We start from the raw sequence: 3,204 nt of genomic DNA on the forward strand, positions 1-3,204 counted from the left end.
TCGCGGGGTTCTGGCGCGGGGTGCCCGACTCCGGGGTTGTGCCGCGCGGTGCGGTGCCCGGTGCGTCGGCGGCGGACGTGTCGGTGCGCGGGGTGTCCGAGCCGGGACCGTCAGGGGTCGCGGGGGAATCAGGGGAACCGGGGGAACCAGGGGCGTCGGAACCGTCGGGGCCGTCGCCTCGGCCACCGGGAGCGCTGCCGCCCGGCAGGTCCACCCCTCCCCCACCGCCGCGCCGCACGAAACCACCGGGGATCACGCTGCTCGGGTGCAGCACGTCCAACCCGGTCACCTTGCCCGCGATCCTGCCGACCACCTTGGCGATCTTCTCGAACACCTCCACCAGCCTCGCGATCATCGGCGAGACCTTCTTGACCGTGTTCAACAGCTTCCGCACGACCTCCGCGATCCGCGCCCCCCACCTGGAGATCGCCGTGACCGCCTGCGCCACGATCACCGGCGTCCCGAACCCCAGGGAGAACACCGCCTCCAACACCCACGCGATCAACTTGCCCACCAGGTCGGCGATCAGGTCGCGCACGAACTCGCGCACGAACCCCACCACCATGCCCATCAACCCGACCACCGTGCCCACCGCGCCCGCCGCCGACGCCGCACCCGACAGCGCGTCGCCGTGCTCGGCCGCACTGCGGTGGTAGGCCTCGGCCGCCGGACCGGTCCAGCCCTCGGTGCCGGAGGCCACCGCCGACGCGTAGTCGGCCGCCACCGCCTTCAACTCCTCCGCGACGTTGTCCCACGTCCGCGAGTACGAGTCGATCACCGGCGGGTTCCCGGCCAGCCAGTCCAGCATCTGCTTGAGCGGCTGCATGTGCTCCATCAGGAACGACGCCGCCGACGACAACAACGTCCCGAACGGGTCCACCGCCAACGACGCCACGTCCGCCACCAGGCCCACCGTGCCCAGGCCCGCCTCGATCCAGTTGCCCTCGGCGAACCCCTTGTAGGTGTCCATCGCCGACTCCGCCAACGAGATGCCCGTGGCCCACCCGTTGTCCCCGGTCCCCGCGTTGAACACCCCGTCCGGCTCGGCCGGAGCCTGCGCCACCAGTGGATTCTCGCCAGCCACAGCCAACCGCCCCCTCGGTCGCCGTCGGGCCGCGCCGGTCACCACTCCGGCGTGCGTCACCCGAACGTGCGGCACGATTTTGACCCAAAAGGGGGCAGGGCAACCGCGTTTCGTCAAAAGACGCCGGAAATTCACGGTCGGGGGAACAGCGACCACCCCGCAGCGAGGTGTGCGCCACGTCACAGCGCAACGACGCAGCGCCCGCCCCGCACGGACACTCAAGCCGGGTGTGACGACCGGAACCAGGGGACGGAACTCAGAGGTGGTGGACGGCGCGGAACCCGGCGCGGGACCACCCGACAACGCTGAAGCGGCGTGGGAGAGCGACGCCGAGCTGTGGCGCCGCGCCGCGCACGAGCGGACCGAGTCCGCGCGCGCCGCGTTCACGGCGCTGTTCGAACGGCACGCCGAGGCCGTGTGGAACCACGCGCACCGGCTCACCGCCTCGTGGACGGCGGCAGACGACCTGCTCTCGCAGGTCTTCCTCGCCGCCTGGCGCTCGCGCGCCAAGGTGGTGCTGACCCGCGACTCCGCGCTGCCCTGGCTGTACACCGTGACCGCGAACCTGGTGCGCACCGAGCACCGCTCCGGCTCGCGGCTGCGCCAGGTGCTGCGCCTGGTGGGACCGCCCGCGCCGCAGCGCGACCACGCCCAGCGGGGGGCCGACGCGGACGCCGCCGAGGACCGGCTGCGCCGGGTGGTGGCCGCGGTCGACCGACTGCCCCGCTCCGAGCGCGAGATCGCCCAGCTGTGCCTGCTCGGCGGGGTGGGCACGGCCGACGCCGCGCAACTGCTGCGCATCACCGAAGCGAGCGTGCGCTCCCGCGTCGCCCGCGCCCGCGCACGCCTGCGCGACCTGACCGAGGAGGACGACCGTGGCTGAGCACGGGACCGAGCACGACGCCGAGTTCACCCCGCCGGGGCGGCGGCTGCCCGAGGCGACGCGCGACGCGGCGCTGCTGCGGCTCCGCGAGGGCATGGCGGAATCGCCGCGCCGGGTGCCTGCGGCTGCGGCCGTGGTGGGCGCGCTCGCGCTGGTCGGCGCGGGGCTCGCGGGGGCCTTGGTCGGTGAGCTGCGCACCGACCTCGGGACGACCGGCCCCAGCGGGCCGCCGTCCCCGGTCCGGGAGTTGCCGATGCCGGACAACAACCAGAACTACCGGGTGGAGACGGGGCCGTCGAGCGAAGAACCCGTTTGTCGCCCGGAAGGGGAAGGGATTCCCCCGGTCGAGGGGTGGACGCGGCTGGTCACCGGGCAGCACCTCGGGGTCGTGGTGACCGTCTACGACACGCCCGCCGGGGTGCTGTTCTGCGAGCGCACGCCGAGGTCGACCAGCTGGACCGGGCCGGTCGCCGATCCGGGCGCGCTGGCGGTCGCGTTCACCACCGCCAACGGCACGATCGCCGGGTTCACCGGGACCGACGAGCGGCCGTTCGGGCTGTTCGACGGGCAGCGGTCGGCCTACCCGGCGCGGGCGGGGCGGATCTTCCTGGCGCCCGCCGAGTTCCGGCCGGGGAGCGGGCTGGTCGCCCAGTACGAGGTGCGCGACTCGGCGGAGATCCAGGTCGAGCAGCCGCTGACGCCTCCGGCCGCGGCGGAGCGGCGGGTGCTCGCGGAGGCGGGCGCGGGCGCGCCGTGGACCTGCCGGAACGGGCAGGCGCCGCTCGTCGACCCGGAGTTCTGGACTGCCGGGCCGGACGTGCCGGTCCGCGCGGGCGAGTCGGTACAGGTCGCGCGGATGGGCGAGCTGCTCGCGACGTGCTCGCCGGACGACGCGCCCTTCACGCACGAACCGCTGGCGGCCGAGTGGGACCTCACCCCAGGGCGGGTGCTCGGGGGCGGGGTGGTCGCGGTGCCGAAGCCCCACAGCTTCACCTCCGAGCTGGACCCGGAATCCGGGCTGGTGCAGACCGGGACCACGTCGCAGGCGCTGGTGGGGCTCGTGCTGGACGAGCGGGTGACGGGCGTGGAACTGGTGACGCCGGACGCGCCACCGGTCCGGGCCGTGCTGTCGGGCGGGTCGTTCGTGCTGGTGAGCGATCTGCTGGCGATGGGCGACCTGGGCGCGGCCAGCGCGGAGCTGGTGACGCGCGACGCGAGCGGGCGGGAGATCGGGCGC

Annotated in this window: 3 protein-coding genes; 2 read left to right on the top strand and 1 reads right to left on the bottom strand. The window is 74.3% G+C overall.

Translation table 11 applies throughout. From position 1 onward, the window contains the following. A partial coding sequence (locus tag ACTUAL_RS04185) for a PPE domain-containing protein (protein ID WP_440899327.1) occupies positions 1-1,063 on the bottom strand: 1,063 nt, incomplete at its 3' end. A 286-nt stretch (positions 1,064-1,349) separates the two neighbouring features. Between ACTUAL_RS04185 and ACTUAL_RS04190 the strand changes: the two genes are divergently transcribed. Both ACTUAL_RS04190 and ACTUAL_RS04195 read left to right on the top strand, forming a co-directional pair. Then, positions 1,350-1,967 (top strand): RNA polymerase sigma factor, encoded by a 618-nt coding sequence (locus ACTUAL_RS04190; RefSeq protein WP_440899328.1) that lies wholly within the window; start codon positions 1,350-1,352, stop codon positions 1,965-1,967. After that, positions 1,960-3,204: hypothetical protein (locus ACTUAL_RS04195; RefSeq protein WP_440899329.1), on the top strand; the 1,245-nt coding region annotated here is incomplete at its 3' end. The genes ACTUAL_RS04190 and ACTUAL_RS04195, both read left to right, overlap by 8 nt.

Source organism: Actinosynnema sp. (assembly GCF_052038725.1).